Raw genomic sequence first — 19,402 nt, forward strand, 5'->3', positions numbered from 1 at the left:
TGCGCGCAACCTCTCATTCACCTGGAGACGCCGCTCATTGCGAGACGGCTGCGCGAGCCCCGGGAAATGCGCTGTGAGTAACTGCACAGAAGCCCAGCGACAGCGGAGCCGCTCGGGGCGGCGGTGACCGAGGGGCCCTCACGGGCTCCTTGGGACGATGTCCTGTGCACGGTACGCGCTTTGACGGCGCCCCGTGCACCACGGCCGCCGCTCGCCCGGGCGGTCACGGGGGCCGCGGAGTGCGACTCCGCACTTCCCCGGGCCCGGGGCGGCACTCGTTCTTCATGCGGGCCGACCGCGAATACCGCTCTCCCGGCAGCTCATTGCCGCGGAATTCCTGGTTGCGATTGCGCAGCATTTCGGTCTCGGCATGAGCAATACACCAGCGGGACCAGGTCGGACTTCTCACACATCTCACACGTCCCGTACGACGAAGAGCCCGGGACTCCGAGGAGTCCCGGGCTCACGCGCCTCGCGGGCCGGGTCAGACGACCTCGACGCCCGGGTGCCCCGCCTCGACCCGCAGCCGCGCCAGGGTGCTCGGCGTCGAGGTCGGCTGCCGCACGGTGTCGACCACCCTGACCTGGGCGTCGATGCCGTCACGGCGGACATCGAAGAGGTGGTAGCCGCGGTGGGCGTCGAGCAGCTTCCAGTGCGGGTTGTCCGGGCGCCGCGGGTCCCACTCCTTGCGGAAGGCGGCCTGGTCCTGGTCGCCGTTGCTGGAGATGGAGGTGCCGACGAACTCGGCGCCGACGACCCTGGCGTCCGGGTCGGCGTAGTCCTCCTTGAGGTCGCTGATCATCGTCAGGTGCCGGTCGCCGGAGAGCACCACCGGGTTGCGGACCTGCCTGAACTCCTGGAGGAACCGGTTGCGTTCGGCCTGGTAGCCGTCCCAGGCGTCGTAGAACCAGAGCTTGCCCTCGCCCACCTGGAGGTCCGTCTCGGCCATCATGATCTGGGAGGCGATGAGGTTCCAGCGGGCGGGCGAGTCCTGCAGCCCGTTCAGCAGCCACCGCTTCTGCCGGGCGCCGAGCATGGTCAGCGACGGGTCCTGGGCGCCGGCCTGGCTGGTGGCCTGGTCGCTGCGGTACTGGCGGGTGTCCAGGACGTTGAGCCGGGCCAGGCGGCCGAACTCCAGGCGGCGGTACATCCGGATGTGCGGGCCGTCCGGGACGGCGGTGGCACGGACCGGCATGTGCTCGTAGAAGGCCTGGTAGGCCGCGGTCAGCCGGGCGACGAACGCGTCGTGCGGCTGCTTGTCCGGGTCCTGCGGGATCTCGCCGGCGAAGTCGTTGTCCACCTCGTGGTCGTCGAAGGTCACCACGAAGGGCGCGTTCGCGTGCATCGCCGCGAGGTCCGGGTCGGTGCGGTACTGCGCGTAGCGGTTGCGGTACTGGACGAGGCTGAGGGGCTCACCGGCGCCCTCGTGCCGCCGTACGCCCGTCGCCGAGGGCGTGGACTCGTAGATGTAGTCGCCGACGAACACCACGACGTCCGGGTCCTGGTCGAGCATGTCTGCGTATGGCGTGAAATAGCCGTGCTGCCAGTTCTGGCAGGAGGCGAGGGCCATGCGCAGGGAGCCACCGGAGCTGTGGGGGTGGGGCGCGGTACGGGTGCGGCCGACGGGCGAGAGCTGCCCGCTGGTGCGGAAGCGGTACCAGTACGTACGGTCCGCGCGCAGCCCGCGTACGTCCACGTGAACGCTGTGCCCGTACTCGGGCCGGGCCTGTGCGGTGCCCTCTCGGACGATTCTTCTGAACCGGGAGTCCTCGGCGAGCTGCCACTCCACCGGCACCGGCCGGTCGGGCATGCCGCCGCCGTTCAGCGGGTCCGGGGCGAGTCTGGTCCACAGCACGATGCCGTCCGGCAGCGGGTCGCCCGAGGAGACGCCGAGGCTGAACACACCGTCGGGCAACGGCGTCTCGGCCGCTCGGGCGGCGGCCGGGAGCCACAGCTGGGCGGAGGCCGCGGCGCCGAGCACCGCGGCTCCCGCGGTCAGAAAGCGGCGTCGGTCGGGGGATACTGCTCCGGTCATCGGCTGACTCCCTTACCTCGCTGGCCACATGGACACTGGGAAGCTTCACGCTCGTGGGCGGTCCGCCCGCTGAACGCCGGGGTTCACGTACATGACAACTAAGCAGACAAAGAGAGACTCGCCGCCAGCATCGGAACAAGCCGTTGCCGGGGCGAGTCTGACAGGTGATCAGTAACGGGTCAGCGTGCGAAACCCCTGCCGAGGGAGGAGCCGCTCGTGACCGTGCCGAGGGTCCCCGCGCCGAAGCTGAACGAGCCGGTCGCGGTGGGAGTGTTCACCGGGTTGGGGAACGCCCAGACGCCGCCGTCCCGGTTCTCGCCGGTGGCGCCGGCGAACAGCTCGGCCCGGCCGTCGCCGTTGACGTCGAGCAGGTTGGTGTCGGCGCCGAAGAAGTCGTTCTGCTCCGCGGTGCCCGGGACGTCCTTGGTGTTCTGGCTGATGCTGTAGGCGCCGTTCCCGGTGAGCCCGGACCCGCCGCCGCGCAGGACGGTCACCTGGCCGGCCGCGTACACCTCGCCGAGGTCCTCGCTCGCACTGCCGGTGGCGACGTCCGCGTAGCCGTCGGCGTTGACGTCACCGACGGAGATGCCCCCGCCGAAACTGTCGGACCACTCCGAGCTTCCGGGCACACCCGGGGTTTCCTGCGTGATGATCGTCGTACGGGAGGTGTCGGGTCCGTTCGCCGAGCCGTGCACCACACCGATCTGGCCGCCCTTCAGCAGCGGGTCGTCGAGGTCGACTTCGCCGAAGCCGTCGTTCGGGCGGCCGATGACGAGGTCGGCGTACCCGTCCTTGTCCACGTCGCCGACGCCGAGGCTCTCGCCGCCGCGCATGCGCGTGCCGTCGGGGTTGTTCACCGGGGCGGGGGCGCTCAGGCCGTCATGGGTGCCCCGCAGGAAGACCGCGCGCCGGTGCCGGTAGTCGGGGTCGTGCATGTCGTCGTCGCTGACGTCGTGGATGAGCGCGACCAGGTCCGTGATGCCGTCGTGGTCGACGTCCCCGGCCGCCACGTCGTCCGTGACGTACGCGGGCTCGATGGCCAGGGTCCGGCTCTTCGCGGCGCCCGTGATGCGGTCGAACGGCCCGGACAGCAGCCGGTTGCCGGTGGCGAGGTCCAGATGGCCGTCGCCGTCGAAGTCGCCGAGCGCCGGGGTCTCGGGGTCGACCCGGTCTTCCTCGGTGCCGGTGGCCACGGCCGTGCCGCCGGACAGGCCCTGCTTCCCGCCCCACAGCACGGCGAGCGTGCCGGCCGCCGTGACGTCTGCGACGCTCTCGCCCGGGGCGCCCACGACCAGGTCGGCGTAGCCGTCGCCGTCCAGGTCGCCGGCGGCGAGACCGTCGCCGTAGTCGTCGTTGGTCTCCGCGGCACCGGGTATGCCCGGGGTGTTCTGGCTGAGAACCTGCTTGTGGGTGAGGTCGAGGCCCTTGGCCGAGCCGTACACGACGGCCACGTAACCGGCCTGGGCCTGTCCGTCGACCTTTCCGCGCGGGGCGGCGACGGCCAGGTCCTGGTAGCCGTCGCCGTTGAAGTCGTCCTGGAGCCTCTCCGCGCCGGACGGAGCGGCCGGGGCGGCGTGTGCGGCCGCCACCGGGGTGGTCACGGCCGCGACGACGGCGATGGCCGCGGCGACCACTCGGCCGACCCTGCGCTTGCTCATGGACTGAGGCACGTCAACTCCGTTGATCCGCTGGGCAGTTACGGCGCGGCGGGGAACAAGATCCCTACCGGCGCCACCCTGTACGACTCACCGGAGAACGACTTGGTTGCGCCGAAGTCCGTTGCAATTTGCTGTTCGTTAACTCAGAACGGCTCGAAGTCGTCGAACTCCTGCTGCGCGTCGTCCCGCTCGGCCTGCCGGTCCTTGCGGCGCTGCGCGGCCGGCCGCTCCCCCTCGAAGCGGTGGTCCTCACCGCGCCGGCCGAGCATCTCGGCCCCGGCCGTCATGGACGGCTCCCAGTCGAAGACGACCGCGTTGTCCTCGGGGCCGATGGCCACGCCGTCGCCGCCCCGGGCGCCCGCCTTCACCAACTCCTGCTCGACACCGAGCCGGTTGAGCCGGTCGGCGAGGTATCCGACGGCCTCGTCGTTGTTGAAGTCGGTCTGGCGCACCCAGCGTTCGGGCTTCTCGCCCCGCACCCGGAACAGGCCGTCGGCCTCCTGCGCCACGGTGAAGCCGGTGTCGTCCACGGCCTTGGGCCGGATCACGATCCGGGTCGCCTCTTCCTTCGGCTTCGCGGCCCGCGACTGCGCCACGAGCTCGGCGAGCGCGAAGGACAGCTCCTTCAGACCCATGTGCGCCACGGCCGAGACCTCGAACACGCGGTAGCCGCGCGCCTCCAGGTCGGGGCGCACCATCTCGGCCAGATCCTTGCCGTCCGGTACGTCGATCTTGTTCAGGACGACCATCCGCGGCCGGTTGTCCAGTCCGCCGTACTGCCGCAGCTCTTCCTCGATGATGTCGAGGTCGGAGACGGGGTCACGCTCCGACTCCAGCGTCGCGGTGTCGAGGACGTGCACGAGCACACTGCACCGCTCCACGTGCCGCAGGAACTCGAGACCCAGGCCCTTGCCCTGGCTGGCCCCGGGGATCAGACCGGGCACGTCGGCGATCGTGTACACGGTCGAACCGGCCGTGACGACACCGAGGTTCGGCACGAGCGTGGTGAAGGGGTAGTCGGCGATCTTCGGCTTGGCGGCGCTCAGCACCGAGATCAGCGACGACTTGCCGGCGCTCGGGTACCCGACGAGGGCCACGTCGGCGACGGTCTTCAGCTCCAGGACGACGTCCCGCAGGTCTCCCGGCTCGCCGAGCAGCGCGAACCCGGGCGCCTTGCGCCGCGCGGAGGCCAGCGCCGCGTTGCCGAGCCCGCCCCGGCCGCCCTGCGCGGCGACGTACGACGTGCCGTGCCCGACCAGGTCGGCGAGGACGTTGCCCGCCTTGTCCAGCACGACCGTGCCGTCCGGCACGGGCAGCACGAGGTCCTGGCCGTCCTTGCCGGAGCGGTTGCCGCCCTCGCCGGGCTTGCCGTTGGTGGCCTTGCGGTGCGGGGAGTGGTGGTAGTCGAGCAGCGTGGTGATCGACTGGTCGACGGTGAGGATCACGTCCCCGCCGCGCCCGCCGTTACCGCCGTCCGGCCCGCCGAGGGGCTTGAACTTCTCACGGTGAACGGAGGCACAGCCGTGGCCTCCGCTACCCGCGGCGACGTGCAGCTCGACGCGGTCCACGAAGGTGGTCATGGTGTGTGCCTCCAGGTGCGTACGTATGTGTACGAGGTTGTACGGGGTTGCTCTCTGCGTAACACGCGAAAGGCGGACCCGCTTCCCGTGAGGGAAGTGAGGTCCGCCTCGCGAAAGCTTCCGATCAGGCGACCGGAACGATGTTCACGACCTTGCGGCCACGGTGGGTGCCGAACTGCACCGAACCGGCCTCGAGGGCGAACAGCGTGTCGTCGCCGCCACGGCCGACGCCGGAGCCCGGGTGGAAGTGGGTGCCACGCTGACGGACCAGGATCTCACCCGCGTTGACGACCTGACCGCCGAAGCGCTTCACGCCGAGCCGCTGGGCATTGGAGTCGCGACCGTTCCGGGTGGACGATGCGCCCTTCTTGTGTGCCATTTCTCCTCAGTCCCTTACTTCGCAGCCGCGGGGATCTCAGTGACCTTGATCGCCGTGTACTGCTGGCGGTGGCCCTGGCGACGGCGGTAGCCGGTCTTGTTCTTGTAGCGCAGAATGTCGATCTTCTGGCCCTTGTGGTGGTCCACGACCTCGGCCTGGACCTTGATGCCGGCCAGCACCCACGGGTCGCTGGTCACGGCGTCGCCGTCGACAACGAGCAGGGTCGAGAGCTCGACCGAGTCGCCAACCTTGGCAGTGGAAATCTTGTCAACCTCAACGATGTCGCCGACAGCAACCTTGTGCTGGCGACCACCGCTGCGCACGATGGCGTACACGCGGAACTCACTCTCTAGCTCGGGAAACGGCACCCCCGCAGGCCAGCCGCCCGACTCAGCAGGCAGCCTCTCCTGGCGCCCGGCGCCCGGAGGATGAGGTTTACGGGGATGTAGACGCGTCAATCGACACGCCGACGGTCAAGGTTACGGGGCCGCGGCCGAAGGGGTCAAACCGAGCCGGGCCCGTCACCTGTGCGACCGGTCACGCCGGTCGCACAGGCAGGGGAACTCAGCCCTCGTCGGTGGAGGCCGAGACGGAGGACGCGGACGATGCCGCCTGCTCCGCCGCCACGGTCTTCTTCGACGCGGTCTTCTTGGCGGCGGTCTTGGTGGTCTTCGCCGCCTTCTTGGCCGTCGTCTTCTTGGCGGCGGTCTTCTTCGCCGCCGTCTTCTTGGTGGTGGTGGCGGCCTTCTTCGCCGTGGCCTTCTTGGCCGTCTTGCGGGCCGTCTTCTTGGCGGGCGCCGATTCCTCGGCGGCCTCCTCGGTGACGGCGTCCGACGCGGGCGCCTGCGGGGCCTGCGCGGACACGGCCTCCTCCACGGCGGTCTCCTCGGACGCGGCCGACGGGACGACCACCACGGCCGTCTCCTCGGACGCCGTGGACACCGTGGGCTTGCGCACGGCGCGGCGGCGCGGACGAGCCGGGGCGGCGCTCTCCGCGGGCGCCTCGGCGACCGGCTCGGCGGCCTCGGCGCGCTCGGCCGCCTCGGTGGCCGCGGGCGCGGTCTCGGCGACCGTCACCACGGTCGCCTCGGCCCCCGCCGGGGAACCGGCCGGAGCGGACACCTTGCGGGTGGCCCGACGCCGGGTACGGCCCTTGGGCGCGGCCTCCTCGACCGAAGCGGCCTGCGCGGCCTCGACCACCGGGTCCTCCATGGCCATCGGCTCGGCATGGGCTTCGGCGGCCGACTCCGGCTGCACCGGACGGGCGACCTCCTGCTCGGCGGTCACGTCCTGAGCCGTCGGCGCCTCCGCCTCGGCCTGCTCGGCCCGGCCCCGGCCGCGCCGGGTGCGGTCCCTGCCCTGCTCTGCCTTCGGCTCGGCGGCCTCACCGCGCGGGGAGCCCGCCGGTGCCGACGCCCGCCGGCCGGACCGGCGACGCGACCGTCCGCGGCCGGCCGCGGCCTCCGCCTCGGCGGCGCTGCCGTACAGCTCCTCGTCGGGCTCGAAGGACGGCTCGGGCAGCGCGATCGGCTCGGCGGCCTCGGCTCCGACCTCGGCCTCGGTCTCGGCCTCCTGCTCGGCGGTCTCGACGGCCGCCTCGTGCACGTGCGGCTGCTCGGCGGCGCCGGCACGCGCGCGCTTCTTGCGCTTGCCGCCGCCCCCGGCGGCCGTCGGCTGCTCCATGTGCACGATGACACCGCGTCCGTTGCAGTGGACGCAGGTCTCGGAGAAGGACTCCAGCAGGCCCTGCCCGACCCGCTTGCGGGTCATCTGCACGAGCCCGAGCGAGGTCACTTCCGCGACCTGGTGCTTCGTACGGTCCCGGCCCAGGCACTCCAGCAGGCGCCGCAGCACCAGGTCCCGGTTGGACTCCAGCACCATGTCGATGAAGTCGATGACGATGATGCCGCCGAGGTCGCGCAGCCGCAGCTGACGCACGATCTCCTCGGCCGCCTCCAGGTTGTTCCTGGTGACGGTCTCCTCGAGGTTGCCGCCCTGGCCGGTGAACTTGCCGGTGTTGACGTCGACGACGACCATCGCCTCGGTCCGGTCGATCACCAGCGAACCGCCGCTGGGCAGCCACACCTTGCGGTCGAGGGCCTTGGCGAGCTGCTCGTCGATCCGGTAGGTGGCGAAGACGTCGACCTCGGAGGTCCACTTCGACAGCCGCTCGGCGAGGTCCGGCGCGACGTGCGAGACGTACCCGTGGATGGTCGACCACGCCTCGTCACCGCTGACGACGACCTTGGAGAAGTCCTCGTTGAAGATGTCGCGCACGACCCGGACGGTCATGTCCGGCTCGCCGTACAGCAGCGTCGGAGCGTTGCCGCCCTTGGCCTTCTTCTGGATGTCCTCCCACTGCTGCTGCAGCCGCTCGACGTCCCGGCGCAGCTCGTCCTCGCTCGCGCCCTCGGCGGCGGTGCGCACGATGACGCCCGCGTCCTCGGGGACGATCTTCTTGAGGATGGTCTTCAGCCGGGCCCGCTCGGTGTCGGGCAGCTTGCGGCTGATGCCGGTCATGGAGCCCTCGGGCACGTACACGAGGTAGCGGCCCGGGAGGGAGACCTGGCTGGTCAGGCGGGCGCCCTTGTGACCGATCGGGTCCTTCGTCACCTGGACGAGCACGGACTGGCCGGACTTCAGGGCGGACTCGATGCGGCGCGGCCCGTGGGCCATGCCGAGCGCCTCGAAGTTGACCTCACCGGCGTACAGGACGGCGTTGCGGCCCTTGCCGATGTCGATGAAGGCGGCCTCCATCGACGGCAGCACGTTCTGCACCTTGCCGAGGTAGACGTTGCCGACGTACGAGGTCGCCTGCTCCTTGTTGACGTAGTGCTCGACGAGCACGTCGTCCTCGAGGACGCCGATCTGCGTGCGGTCGCCGTGCTGGCGGACGACCATGACACGCTCGACAGCCTCGCGGCGGGCCAGGAACTCGGCCTCGGTGATGATCGGCACGCGCCGACGGCCCTGCTCGCGGCCTTCGCGGCGGCGCTGCTTCTTGGCCTCCAGACGGGTCGAGCCCTTGATGGACTGCACCTCGTCGGACGGCTCGGCCTTGGGGCGGGGCTCGCGGACCTTGACGACCGTGCGCTCGGGGTCGTCGTCGGAGGGCTCGGATTCGGTGCCGGAGTCACCGGCGCGGCGACGGCGGCGCCGACGCCGGCGGCTGCTGCTGGAGCCGCCTCCGCCGGACTCGTCGCGGTCGGTGGCGTCGTCGGAGTCCTCGTCGTCCTCCTCGGCGTCCTCGGTGTCCTGCCCGGCGGCGGCCTGCTCGGACTCGGCGTCCGAGGCCTCGCCGCCCTCTCCGTCGGCGTCGGCGGACTCGCCACGCCGACGGCGGCGACCGCCCCGGCGACGGCGGCGGCGCGAGCCGGTGCCCTCGGACTCGTCCTGGTCGTCCTCGTCGGCCTGATCCTCGGCGGACTCGTCGGCCTCCTCCGGCTCATCGGCGGAGGTGTCGGCGGCGGCGGTCTCGGGGGCCTGGGTCTCGGGGGCCTGGGTCTCGGGGGCCTGGGTCTCGGGCTCGTCGCCGGCACCCCGGCGACGGCGCCGACGGCGGGAGCCGCCGGTCTGCTCCTCGCGCTGGGCCTCGGCCGGCGAGGACTCCTCCGCCTCCTGCGGCTCATCGGCCCCCGCGGCCTCGGCGGCGGCCGCGGCAGCGGCCCGCTCCGGGGTCTGGAACTGGGGCTCGGTGAAGACGGGCGCCTGGAACAGCGCGACGGCGGGGCGCCTCGGACGCGACGTCGGCTCGCTCTCGCCGTCGGCCGCACTCGCGGTCGCCCGGGCGGCGGCCTTCGAGGCCCTCGTGCCCTTGGCGGGCTGAGCGGGCTCGGCGAAGCCACTGGCGGCCCGGCGCACGACGCGGCGACGGCGCCGCGGTCCGGCCTCTTCGGCCGACTCGGCGGCAGCCTCGTCCGCTGCGGTCTCGGCGGGGGCGTCGGCAGCGCGGGCGGGCTCGGCGGCAGCGGTCTCGGAGGCGGTCGCCTCGGACGCGCGGGCGGGCTCGGCAGCGGGGTTCTCGGTCATGGATGCCTTCGCCTCCTCGGCGTTGCCTTCCACCGCGTCCGCGGCGGAAGGCGCCCCGGCGGGCGCGGACGCCCGCCGCGAGGCACGCCGGCGAGTCCGACGCGGAGCAGCCTCTTCAGCGGCCTCGGCACCTTCGGCGGCGCCGTCGGCCACGACCGCCGGCTCCGGGGCGTCGGCCACGGCCGGAGCGGCGACGGTCTCGGCCGCCTCCGCCGGAGCGGCGACGGTCTCGGCGGTCTGCGCCGGAGCGGCGGTCGGCGAAGTCACGGTGCGGGTGGCGCGACGCCGGGTGCGCTTGGGAGCGGCGTCCTCGGTCGCATCGGCGGACGCGGCGGCGGTGACGGCCTCGGCGGGCTCGGACGCGGCGGGAGTACCTGCGGCCGCCGTGACCACGGTCTCGGCGGCCTCGGCCGCCTCCGGAGCCCCGGCGGGCGCGGAGGCACGGCGCACGGCGCGACGCCGCTTGGGCGGGGCGGGCGCGGCGGCCTCGTCGCTCTCGGCGGCCTCGGGAGCCTTGTCCGCCTCGGCGGTGGCTTCCTCGACCTCGTCCGTCTCCACGACGTCGGCCGCGAGATCCTCGGCCTCGGCGGCCGCTATGGCCGGCGCGACGGTCTCCACCGGCGCGTCGGAGGCACCGGTGGGCGGACCCGCCGGGCGGGACGCGGCACGCCGCCGCCGGCGCGGCGGCAGGGTGTCGCTGGGAGTGTTCTGTTCGGAACCCTCTGTGGGTTCGGTCGGTTCGAGCATGCGGGCTTATCTCCCGTCAGGCTCCCGGGCGCCGCGCCTGGTCCGGCAGTGCCGGTGACGTCCGCGGCGCGCGCTGTGCGCGTTCGCCGCCGTCCGGGGCGCGGGCGCCGCACGGGAGCTCTCTGTGTCCTGTCTCGCCGGTTCCGTACGCCGAATGCGTACGGCCTGGCGAAAGTCTTCTGGTCGGTGCGCTGCCCGACCCAGGTGGCTCCCGAGTCCGAGGGCGGCGCTACGACGTCCGTCCCTACGCGGGACCTTCCTTACGCCGACGCCGTCGCGGCGGCAGTCGGTTCGGCCGTTGAGTGGGCCTCGACTGCCTCGCGGTCGGGCGCGAGCGGGTCGGTCACCGTGCCGGTCTCTGCATCGAACAGCCCCTGCGCCAGCCTGGTCACCGCAGCGGGGACCGGCGGCGCCAGGTCGGCCACGGCGCGGAGACCGGACAGGACGTCGTCGGGTCGTACGGCAGGCGTCACGTGCCGAACAACCAGCCGCAGTATCGCACAGGGCTGGTCGGTCGGCCTATCAGCCTGCGAACTGTGCGTTTCCTCCGGGCCGCGGACCTCCAGGCTCGCGACCGCGGAACGGGCGTCGAACGTACGGACGCCGTTCTTGGCGAGGCGCTGGACCTCGACGGTCTCGGCCGCGTTGAAGGCGTCCGCCGCCCGGCGGGCCTCCTCGACCGGCACTCCGTCCAGCCGGAGCTCCCATACGGAAGCCGTCAGCCGGTCGGCGAGTCCCGAGGTGCGGGCCTCGACCGCCTCGGTGATGTCGAGCCCGGTGGGCAGCGACTCGTCGAGGAGGGCCCTGAGCTGCTCCGGGTCGCGCGGTGCGGTGAGCGCGATCTCCAGGTACTCCGCCTCACTGCCCGTACCGGTGGGTGCGGCATTGGCGTACGACACCTTCGGGTGCGGTGTGAAGCCGGCCGAGTAGGCCATCGGCACCTCGGCACGGCGCAACGCACGCTCGAAAGCGCGCTGGAAGTCACGGTGGCTGGTGAACCGGAGGCGGCCGCGCTTGGTGTAACGCAGTCGGATGCGCTGCACCGCGGGTGCGGGCGGCGGGCCTTCGGGCTGTCGCTTGCCCAGTGTCGTTCAGTCCTTCGTGAGAGCGGTCGTACTGCTACCAAGAGTACGTGCCTCGCGCCCCGATGGTTCCCTCCGGCCGACCGGCTGCGGCTGCCGCGGCTCGCCGAAGAGCATCCGCCGGAAGTCGGCGCGGGCCTGACGTACGGACTCCCGGGCGGCGGTCAGCGCCTGCCGGGTGGCCCGTCCCACGCTGCGGGCGGCCTCGGCGGCGGGCCGCAGGACGGTGGCCCGCACGACGTGCCCGACGGGCGTCAGCACGCTGCGGTACACCCACCGCACCGGTTCGACGAAGATCCACCGGAGGAGGGTGCCGAGGAAACGCCCGACGGTGAGCGAGATGTGCCCGGCGACGCGCCAGGCGTGGCCCAGGGCGTCCCACACCTCCCGGCCGATGACGGCCAGGACCCGTCCGACAGGCGTGAGGATCCACCGCCAGAGGGCGAGCGCGGGCAGGACGAGCAGGATGCGGGCGATCCAGTAGAGGGTCATGCCGATGCCGGTGACGATCATGCTCACCAGCCGCACGAGCCCCTTGCCGCACCAGACGACCGCGCGGCCGACGGGGGCGAGCAGCCAGGTGTACAGCCAGACGGCGGGTACGACGACGAGGTACCTGGCGAGCCAGGCCACGACCGTCCAGACGCCGATGCCGAGCGCGGCGAGCCCGGCGCCCAGCCCCTTCAGGACCCATGCCACCGCGTGCCCGACGGGCGTCAGCAGGTGGGCGTACACCCAGCCGAGCGCGGCTCCGACGCCCCTCGCGAGCCAGGCGACGGCCGCCCCGACACCCCGGGCGAGCCAGGCGAGCGCGTGCCCCACCGGCGTCAGGACACAGCGGTACAGCCAGACCAGAGGCACGACGAGGACGACGTTCCCGAGCCATCCGAGGGCCTTGCCCACCGGGACCACGACATAGCGCCACAGCCCCACGAACGGCCAGACGAACACCGCCCGGCCGAGCCAGAGCAGCGCCCGGCCGAGCGGCCGCAGCAGCGCGTCGTTCAGGAACCGGCCGGTGACGACGAGCGCGTCCCACAGCATCCGCACGGGGACGACGAGGACGAGCACGATGATCCGCACGGGAATCCGGATCGCGACGGCGAGACAGCCCTCGACCGCCTCCGGCTCGCGCCGGACCTGCGGTTCGGCCGGCCGTTTGCCCAGATCGACCCGTGCCTCAAAGCCCTCGCGGGGGCGCTTCTCCAGATCCATACCGTCGTAGACGCCCTCAGAGGCCCGTCCGGATCCAGCACCGCACAACCCCGCCCCGTTCTCCCGCGATTCCTCCACTCGGCCGCAAGATCATACGGCTCACGCGCGGGTGATCCGCGCCTGCAGCAGCCGGGGCGACCCCTCGAAGCCGCTGCGGGCGTACGCGGGGACGGCCCGCGAGCTGGAGTGCACGGTCACCCGCTCCAGGCCGAGCCCGCGGGCCTCGTCCAGGACGGCCCGGACGAGCCGCCCGCCGAGTCCGCCGTCACGCGCCTCGGGTACGACGTACACGCACTGCAGATCGCCGGAGGCACGCCGCGGCGACCGGGGCGTGGGCACCCGCTGCACCATCGCGAGCCAGGCCATGCCGATGACCCGGTCGTCGCGGACGACCACCGTGCAGTGGTGGGTCCGGGCGTTCTCCTGCGCCCAGGCGACGAAGTGCCGTACGAAGTCGTCGGGTTCGCCGAGGTCCGCCGAGCCGTTCTCGACGAGCCACTCCCACCTCAGGGCGGCCACGGCCGCGAGTTCGGCGGGGCGGGCGGGGCGGATGCCGATGTTCTCCATCAGAGCATGGTGGGGTATCAGAGCATGGTGGGCTCCACTGCCCCGTCCGTCTCCCAGCGCAGCAGATCTCCCGGCTGGCACTCCAGCACCTCGCACAGCGCGGCGAGGGTGGAGAAGCGGACCGCCTTGGCGCGGCCGTTCTTGAGGACGGCCAGGTTGGCGGGGGTGATGCCGACCCGTTCCGCCAGTTCGCCCACGGACATCTTGCGTTTGGCCAGCATCACGTCGATGTCGACGGCGATCGGCATCAGATGACCTCTTCCAGCTCGGCCCGCATTCGGGCCGCCTCGATGTCGCGTGCGACGGCCTGCGCGAGCAGCATCCGCAGCACGAGCACGACCAGCGCGACGCCCAGCACGGCCATCACGACCCCGCACAGCAGAAGGACCACCCCGGGAGCCACGGCCTCGCCCGGCGCGAGCACGACCGCGAGCGCGAAGACCAGCAGGGCGGCCGCAACGAACGCGCCGATCACGATGTGCACGTAGCGGAAGGCAGCGGTGGAGAACACCGTCCCGCGACGCACCATCGTCACCAGCCGCCACACGCAGACCACGACGACCTGGGCCGTCACGATACCCAGGATCGTGATCACGAGGATCGGGGTGCGCAGATACGCGTACTCGGGCCTGAGCCCGTTCATGTCGACGGCCAGCAGCGGCACCATCACCGCCTGCACGAACAGCGACCCGGCGAGCAACACCACGAGCACCCCGCGCAACGCCGCCACCGCCAGCTTCCCCATCACCACTCCCTCGATCGAGCCACGATGGAAATCTATCGAGATTCGATAGGCTACGCAAGGAGTCCACCCCCCTCACTGCCCCGTCTTCCACGACGAGCACGGTGAGCGGCCCACCGGGGTGTCCCACCCGTGACACCGTGGCAGGAGGTATGCATGCCCGGCACCCGACCGAGGAGGACGGCAGTGGACTGGCGCGTATTCGCACGGGAGATGGCCTCCATGGCGCGTGACCTGCTCGCCCAGGACTCCGTCGGCACCACGCTCGAACACATCACCGGAGCGGCCACGCAGCACGTGGCAGGGTGCGACGCGGCCGGCATCCTCCTCCTGCACGGCAAGCGCGTGGAGACGCTCGCACCCACCCACGACCTGGTCGTCGAGAGCGACCAGCTCCAGGAGCGCCTCGCGGAGGGTCCCTGCTTCGACGCGGCCCGCACCAGCACCAGGGAGCGCGTGTTCCGCGTCTCCGACTTCACCACCGAGCAGCCCCGCTGGCCCGCCTACGCCGCGCGCGCCCGCGACCTGGGCGTGGGCAGCATGATGGGCTTCTTGCTCTACACCGACGACGAGGATCTCGGCGCGCTCAATCTGTACTCCCACCGGGCCGGGGCCTTCACGGACGACAGCGAGACCGCCGGCTGGCTGCTGGCCTCGCACGCGGCCGTGGCCTTCTCCAGCGCCCGCAGCCACGCCCAGATGGAGCAGGCCATGGCCACACGCCACCTCATCGGCGAGGCCATGGGCATCCTCATGGGCAGCCACCGCCTCACCGAGGAGCAGGCCTTCGACGTGCTGCGCCGCTACTCGCAGGCGAAGAACATCAAGCTCCGCGAGGTCGCCCGGCGGGTCTGCGAGGAGGGCCGCCTGACCTGACGGCTCCCCCAGCACACATTCTGAACTGGGGGAACCTGACCGAGTCGGCCCCCCAGGGGAGCGTCACCAACCCGGCCTGCTGAGCGGGTCCCCCACAGGACGGACCTCTCACCTACCGGGGTCCGACGGGTGGGGTGGCACCGCGCGACGACGTCATCGAGCGCCGACGCCACTGAGCCCCCTCCGGGTCGAAGGGGGCTCAGTGGTCACCGGAATGCTTCGGTCAGGCTCCGAGAAGGAGCGCCTCACTCATCTCAGTGCGCATGCCCGCTCGGCGCCGGTGCCGCGTTCTTGACCGTCAGGGGCAGCAGCTTCTTGCCCGTCGGGCCGATCTGGATGCTGGTGTCCATCTGCGGACACACCCCGCAATCGAAGCACGGTGTCCAGCGGCAGTCCTCGACCTCGGTCTCGTCGAGGGAGTCCTGCCAGTCCTCCCAGAGCCAGTCCTTGTCCAGCCCGGAGTCGAGGTGGTCCCAGGGGAGGACCTCCTCGTAGGTGCGCTCTCGGGTGGTGTACCAGTCGACGTCGACCCCGAACGGGACGAGGGCCTTGTCCGCGCAGGCCATCCAGCGGTCGTAGGAGAAGTGCTCGCGCCAGCCGTCGAAGCGGCCGCCGTCGTCGTAGACCGCGCGGATGACCGCGCCGATCCGGCGGTCGCCGCGGGAGAGGAGGCCCTCGACGATGCCGGGCTTGCCGTCGTGGTAGCGGAAACCGATGGAGCGGCCGTACTTCTTGTCGCCGCGGATCTTGTCCCGCAGCTTCTGCAGTCGGGCGTCGGTCTCCTCGGCGGAGAGCTGCGGGGCCCACTGGAAGGGCGTGTGCGGCTTGGGGACGAAGCCGCCGATCGAGACCGTGCAGCGGATGTCGTTGGAGCGGGAGACCTCGCGGCCCTTGGCGATGACCTTCGTCGCCATGTCGGCGATCTGCAGGACGTCGTCGTCGGTCTCGGTCGGCAGGCCGCACATGAAGTACAGCTTCACCTGGCGCCAGCCGTTGCCGTACGCCGTCGAGACCGTGCGGATCAGGTCCTCTTCCGAGACCATCTTGTTGATGACCTTGCGGATGCGTTCCGAGCCGCCCTCGGGGGCGAAGGTCAGGCCGGAGCGGCGGCCGTTCCTGGTGAGCTCGTTCGCCAGGTCGATGTTGAAGGCGTCCACGCGGGTGGAGGGGAGCGACAGGCCGATCTTGTCGTCCTCGTAGCGGTCGGCGAGGCCCTTGGCGATGTCGCCGATCTCCGTGTGGTCGGCGGAGGACAGGGACAGCAGGCCGACCTCCTCGAAGCCCGTCGCCTTCAGGCCCTGCTCGACCATGTCACCGATGCCCGTGATGGAGCGCTCGCGCACCGGGCGCGTGATCATGCCGGCCTGACAGAAGCGGCAGCCGCGGGTGCAGCCGCGGAAGATCTCCACCGACATGCGCTCGTGGACCGTCTCGGCCAGCGGAACCAGCGGCTGCTTGGGGTACGGCCACTCGTCGAGGTCCATGACGGTGTGCTTGGAGACCCGCCACGGGACCCCGCTGCGCTTCGGCACGACACGGGCGATCCGGCCGTCCGGCAGGTACTCGACGTCGTAGAAGCCGGGGACGTACACCCCGCCCGTGCGCGCCAGGCGGAAGAGGAGTTCCTCGCGGCCGCCGGGGCGGCCCTCGGCCTTCCAGGCGCGGACGATCGCGGTGATCTCCAGGACCGCCTGCTCGCCGTCGCCGATCACGGCGCAGTCGATGAAGTCGGCGATCGGCTCGGGGTTGAACGCCGCGTGGCCGCCGGCCAGGACGATCGGGTCGTCCAGACCGCGGTCCTTGGATTCCAGCGGGATGCCGGCCAGATCGAGCGCGGCGAGCATGTTCGTGTAGCCCAGCTCCGTGGAGAAGGACAGGCCGAACACGTCGAAGGCCTTCACGGGCCGGTGGCTGTCGACCGTGAACTGCGGGACGTGGTGCTCCCGCATGAGCTCCTCGAGGTCCGGCCACACGCTGTAGGTGCGCTCGGCGAGGACGCCCTGCTGCTCGTTGAGCACCTCGTAGAGGATCATGACGCCCTGGTTGGGCAGACCGACCTCGTAGGCGTCCGGGTACATGAGCGCCCAGCGGACGTCACAGGAGTCCCAGTCCTTGACCGTGGAGTTGAGCTCTCCGCCGACGTACTGGATCGGCTTCTGCACATGCGGGAGCAGAGCTTCGAGCTGCGGGAAGACCGACGCAGCGACTTCGGCAGGCATGTCGCGCACCTTCGTGAGCTGGACTGAACTGACAGGGGTGACCATCCAGACTAACGCGATCGCGGGGAGCCTCTGTACGCCGGAAGGTCACAGGGCCGCCGCACCGTCCTTGATTCCGTCCCAGAAGCCGGGCAGCTCGGCCTCCGCGCGCACCGCCCGCTGCTCCTCGCGCTCATGGAGGAGGCCGTAGGTGAAGGCGCTCTCCCCGGCCGCGTGGGCGACCGCGGACAGTTCGCGCAGGGCCTGCCGGGCCATGACGCTGTCCTGGTGCTCGCCGAGCAGGTTCTGCAGCGCTTTCATGGACTTGACCATGGTCTTGGCGGGCTTGCCGAGGACGGGGTGGGCCGCCTCCGCCGCGTAGCGGGTGCGCTTGGCCTTCTTGCGTGCCTCGTGCAGTGCGACGTCCCGGTCGGTGCCGGGCTCCAGGTCCGCCGCCTGCGCGATCAGCCGGGACACCTTGCGGAAGTCCTTGCCCACGGCCTTGGCGATCGGTTTGCGGGGCTTCTTGCCGGCCGCCTTCAGCAGGGGCGGGTCGGCGATCAGTGCGTCCAGGGTGTCGAGGAGGGCCAGGTAGCGGCGGGAGTCCAGGACGCCGAGGAGACGGCCGCGGGCCCCGCCGTGCTCGGCGCTGGACCAGGAGTGCAGGCGCTCGGTGACCGGGCCGCGGACCAGGCCGGCGGGCACCTCGTCGACGGCCGCGGTCAGCCGCTCGGTCAGCACCTCGCGGTCCCGGTCCCGGCCCAACTCGCCGGCGAGCCACTTCAGCTCGTCGGCGACGGGGTCGGTGACGGCCCGGTCGAGGATCGCGCCGAACGACTTGAAGGTGCTGCGCATCCGGCGGGTGGCCACGCGCATGCTGTGCACGGAGTCCTCGGTGTCCCGGCGGACGGCGGGGTCGAGTTCGACGATCGCGTCCCGCTGGGTGCGCACGTAGGCCAGCACATGGTCTCCGGCTGTCACCGGCCGCCGGACGTGCGGGGACTTGCGCCGCTTGCCCGGCGCCGTCTCCTCCAGGGCGCGGGCCAGCTTCGACGACGACGCCGACGGCCGTACGCCCGCCTTGCGCAGCCGCTTGTCCACCTTGTCGAGCAGGGCCGGGTCTCCGCCGTCGGCGAGTTCCACCTCGACCTCGGTCCACTGTGCTTCGCCGCCGCGTCCCGTGAGCCGCTCGGCGTGGACGGTGTCCACGCTCACCTCGGCGAGCAGCCGGCCGTCGGCGTCGAGGAGGTGGCGTACGTCGCGGGCGGAGCGCAACCGGACCACCGGGAGCAGCTCGCTGTCGCGGACGCGGGAGCGGACCAGCGCTGCGAGGTCGTCGGGGAGGGTGTCGGAGAGCGGGGCGTGGATCTCGTCACGGATGTCCGGCGCGATCGGGAACTTCAGGTGCCAGCCGGCGTCGGAGCCGCCGGTGCGTCGGCGCAGGGTGACCGAGGACGCGGCGAGGCGCTCGTCTCCGGTGTCGTAGTAGGTGGCGTCGAGGTGGGCCACGCCCTTGTCGACCACGGCGGCGATCCCGCCGGCGCCGGTCAGGTCGGGGAGGCCGCTCTCGTCGGATTCGTACTTGCGCTCGATCTCGCGTTTCGTCTCCGCCATGAACCAAATCTAGTGGCTGACCGGCCGGGAGAGCAGTGGTTCGCGCCCCGGGGAGGGGCGCTTTCAGGTCGTCAGCAGGGCCCGCATCTCCTCGCCGTCCGGGAAGGGCGCGTCCTTCACCGTCCGGGACACGAGGTACACGTGGGCGTCCTCGAACTGGTGGTACGACAGCGGCTCCGGGCCCTGTCCGACGATCAGCACGTTGTGCTCCAGGCGCCAGCTGACGTACCGGGTCTGGAACCTGGGCTGCCGGATGTCGTGGTCCGGCAGGCCCAGCCGCTCGGTGAACTGCCGCACCACGGCGGCGAAGTGGGCGTCGAACTCCGGCCGCCAGGCGCCCTCCTCGCTGGTCCAGCCGGGTATCGGGCCCCAGCAGTCCTCGTCGAGCAGACCGCCGTCGACGGAGTAGAGGTAGGCGAACGGCAGGTGGAGCGAGCCGTCGCCGTCGCAGGTGACGAAGTGGCCCTGCGGGGTGATGTGGGTGGCGTCGGGGACGTCGGGTGCGTCCTCGTACGCCGGTTCCCGCACCGCCTGCGACCAGTCGGGCCAGCCGGCTTCCCGCATCCGCGCCTCGACGGCGTCGTCGTCGGTCAGGTCCAGCTCCGCCAGTGCGAGGAGATGGCTCACCAGTTCCTCGGTCACCGGGCACAGGGCGACGTGCTCCCCGGACATTCCGCTCC

15 protein-coding genes are annotated in these 19,402 nt (G+C 71.8%); 1 reads left to right on the top strand and 14 read right to left on the bottom strand.

The features are described 5' to 3' along the window. Nucleotides 1–484: 484 nt before the first annotated feature. From QOL88_RS13025 to QOL88_RS13075, 11 genes are all read right to left on the bottom strand, one after another. Complete coding sequence (locus QOL88_RS13025; protein ID WP_097216583.1) at nucleotides 485–2,035, bottom strand: alkaline phosphatase D family protein; 1,551 nt, start codon at nucleotides 2,033–2,035, stop codon at nucleotides 485–487. Between the two features lie 179 nt (nucleotides 2,036–2,214). After that, nucleotides 2,215–3,693 carry an FG-GAP-like repeat-containing protein gene (locus QOL88_RS13030; RefSeq protein WP_257027736.1) on the bottom strand — a complete coding sequence of 493 codons (1,479 nt, stop codon included), beginning with the start codon at nucleotides 3,691–3,693 and terminating at the stop codon, nucleotides 2,215–2,217. Between the two features lie 143 nt (nucleotides 3,694–3,836). Beyond that, nucleotides 3,837–5,273, bottom strand: a complete 1,437-nt coding sequence (gene obgE / locus QOL88_RS13035) for a GTPase ObgE (protein ID WP_097216585.1) — start codon at nucleotides 5,271–5,273, stop codon at nucleotides 3,837–3,839. Between the two features lie 124 nt (nucleotides 5,274–5,397). After that, nucleotides 5,398–5,652, bottom strand: a complete 255-nt coding sequence (gene rpmA, locus QOL88_RS13040; RefSeq protein WP_031107501.1) for a 50S ribosomal protein L27 — start codon at nucleotides 5,650–5,652, stop codon at nucleotides 5,398–5,400. Between the two features lie 14 nt (nucleotides 5,653–5,666). Continuing rightward, nucleotides 5,667–5,987 (bottom strand): 50S ribosomal protein L21, encoded by a 321-nt coding sequence (rplU, locus tag QOL88_RS13045; protein WP_031130898.1) that lies wholly within the window; start codon nucleotides 5,985–5,987, stop codon nucleotides 5,667–5,669. A 229-nt stretch (nucleotides 5,988–6,216) separates the two neighbouring features. After that, complete coding sequence (locus QOL88_RS13050; RefSeq protein WP_097216586.1) at nucleotides 6,217–10,428, bottom strand: Rne/Rng family ribonuclease; 4,212 nt, start codon at nucleotides 10,426–10,428, stop codon at nucleotides 6,217–6,219. 260 nt (nucleotides 10,429–10,688) lie between these two features. Next, nucleotides 10,689–11,471: a TIGR03936 family radical SAM-associated protein gene (locus QOL88_RS13055; protein ID WP_097216587.1), complete on the bottom strand. Its 783-nt coding sequence runs from the start codon at nucleotides 11,469–11,471 to the stop codon at nucleotides 10,689–10,691. Nucleotides 11,472–11,519: 48 nt separating this feature from the next. Continuing rightward, entirely contained in the window at nucleotides 11,520–12,725 is a 1,206-nt protein-coding gene (locus QOL88_RS13060) for a hypothetical protein (RefSeq protein ID WP_179878851.1), read from the bottom strand. Between the two features lie 99 nt (nucleotides 12,726–12,824). After that, the gene (locus tag QOL88_RS13065; protein ID WP_097216588.1) at nucleotides 12,825–13,292 is read right to left on the bottom strand and encodes a GNAT family N-acetyltransferase; all 468 of its coding nucleotides are present in this window, start codon (nucleotides 13,290–13,292) and stop codon (nucleotides 12,825–12,827) included. A 17-nt stretch (nucleotides 13,293–13,309) separates the two neighbouring features. Beyond that, the gene (locus QOL88_RS13070) at nucleotides 13,310–13,540 is read right to left on the bottom strand and encodes a helix-turn-helix domain-containing protein (protein ID WP_097216589.1); all 231 of its coding nucleotides are present in this window, start codon (nucleotides 13,538–13,540) and stop codon (nucleotides 13,310–13,312) included. Beyond that, the gene (locus tag QOL88_RS13075) at nucleotides 13,540–14,037 is read right to left on the bottom strand and encodes a DUF2975 domain-containing protein (RefSeq protein ID WP_097216590.1); all 498 of its coding nucleotides are present in this window, start codon (nucleotides 14,035–14,037) and stop codon (nucleotides 13,540–13,542) included. Before QOL88_RS13075 ends, QOL88_RS13070 begins: the two co-directional genes overlap by 1 nt. Nucleotides 14,038–14,220: 183 nt before the next feature. Between QOL88_RS13075 and QOL88_RS13080 the strand changes: the two genes are divergently transcribed. After that, nucleotides 14,221–14,910 carry a GAF and ANTAR domain-containing protein gene (locus QOL88_RS13080; protein WP_257027742.1) on the top strand — a complete coding sequence of 230 codons (690 nt, stop codon included), beginning with the start codon at nucleotides 14,221–14,223 and terminating at the stop codon, nucleotides 14,908–14,910. A gap of 254 nt (nucleotides 14,911–15,164) precedes the next feature. On the opposite strand, the gene QOL88_RS13085 is transcribed toward QOL88_RS13080, so the two are convergent. The 3 genes from QOL88_RS13085 to QOL88_RS13095 all read right to left on the bottom strand — a co-directional run bounded on the left by QOL88_RS13085 (nucleotide 15,165) and on the right by QOL88_RS13095 (nucleotide 19,394). Next, entirely contained in the window at nucleotides 15,165–17,129 is a 1,965-nt protein-coding gene (locus tag QOL88_RS13085; protein ID WP_097216591.1) for a TIGR03960 family B12-binding radical SAM protein, read from the bottom strand. An 87-nt stretch (nucleotides 17,130–17,216) separates the two neighbouring features. After that, the gene (locus QOL88_RS13090; RefSeq protein ID WP_097216592.1) at nucleotides 17,217–18,722 is read right to left on the bottom strand and encodes a CYTH and CHAD domain-containing protein; all 1,506 of its coding nucleotides are present in this window, start codon (nucleotides 18,720–18,722) and stop codon (nucleotides 17,217–17,219) included. A 63-nt stretch (nucleotides 18,723–18,785) separates the two neighbouring features. Beyond that, the gene (locus tag QOL88_RS13095; RefSeq protein ID WP_097216593.1) at nucleotides 18,786–19,394 is read right to left on the bottom strand and encodes a hypothetical protein; all 609 of its coding nucleotides are present in this window, start codon (nucleotides 19,392–19,394) and stop codon (nucleotides 18,786–18,788) included. Nucleotides 19,395–19,402 lie beyond the last annotated feature (8 nt).

It is taken from the genome of Streptomyces sp. Ag82_O1-12, from assembly GCF_900182715.1.
GTDB classification, from domain to species: domain Bacteria; phylum Actinomycetota; class Actinomycetes; order Streptomycetales; family Streptomycetaceae; genus Streptomyces; species Streptomyces massasporeus.